Genomic DNA, 619 nt, shown 5'->3' with positions numbered 1-619 from the left:
CTGCCGCTGGCCGCGCGGTGGGCTCACGGGTCAGGCGGGGCGAGACAGCTCGTGCTCGACGGCTCGGCGGATCCAGGCCGAGACTGAACGATCGTCAGCTTCTGCGGCGCGCTTGACTTCCTCGAGCAGATCCGCTGGGAAGCGCACCGGCACGGGTGCGCTCAATGGGCGCTTGCGTCGACGCGCAGGCCCCTGGGGCTCCTGGTTACGCGGGTCGGCGTAGAACTCGTACTCCTGCTCCGGCGTCATCGGCCGGCTGTTGTCAGTGCTCATCACGGTCCCTCCGGTACGTAGCGGCGAGGCCCGAAGACGCCTCGTAGCAGCCGATCGGTCGGCACTTGCTCGGGTCGCCCGACCGAGATGGAGCCAGCGGCACGATGAGTACTCGCCCACTGACTTCCGCGAGCATCAACCAGTGGGCGGGCGGCTTGGCCGGGTAGAACAGCGGGTTGCTGCTCCACGCATCGATCACGTCGTCCATCCCCAGGTGCGGATGCTCGAACAGGTGAGCGGCTTGCTGGTCGATCTCGAAGGGCTCGATGTCATCGAGCGCTTCCAGGTCGAACGCTTCGCTCACACGCCAAGTGTATTACAGACGACTACGCACACAACTGCCGCG

2 protein-coding genes are annotated in these 619 nt (G+C 66.4%); both read right to left on the bottom strand.

Going from position 1 to position 619, the window contains the following annotated elements; genetic code table 11:
- Nucleotides 1–30: 30 nt before the first annotated feature.
- Nucleotides 31–273 (bottom strand): YlcI/YnfO family protein, encoded by a 243-nt coding sequence (locus tag EUS26_RS16485; protein ID WP_130014915.1) that lies wholly within the window; start codon nucleotides 271–273, stop codon nucleotides 31–33.
- Nucleotides 263–577, bottom strand: coding sequence for a hypothetical protein (locus EUS26_RS16480; RefSeq protein WP_130014914.1), 315 nt, complete (start codon nucleotides 575–577; stop codon nucleotides 263–265). The genes EUS26_RS16485 and EUS26_RS16480 overlap by 11 nt, the downstream gene beginning before the upstream one ends.
- Nucleotides 578–619 lie beyond the last annotated feature (42 nt).

Origin of the sequence: Serinicoccus sediminis (assembly GCF_004153545.1) — a bacterium.
Classification (GTDB): Bacteria; Actinomycetota; Actinomycetes; order Actinomycetales; family Dermatophilaceae; genus Ornithinicoccus; species Ornithinicoccus sediminis_A.
Note: the sequence above shows the minus strand (reverse complement) of the source record. Positions and strands in the feature narration are given on the sequence as shown.

Bases quoted from the DNA above. Each gene is read 5' to 3' on its own strand.
- EUS26_RS16485 (WP_130014915.1), bottom strand. From the start codon at position 273: ATGAGCACTGACAACAGCCGGCCGATGACGCCGGAGCAGGAGTACGAG.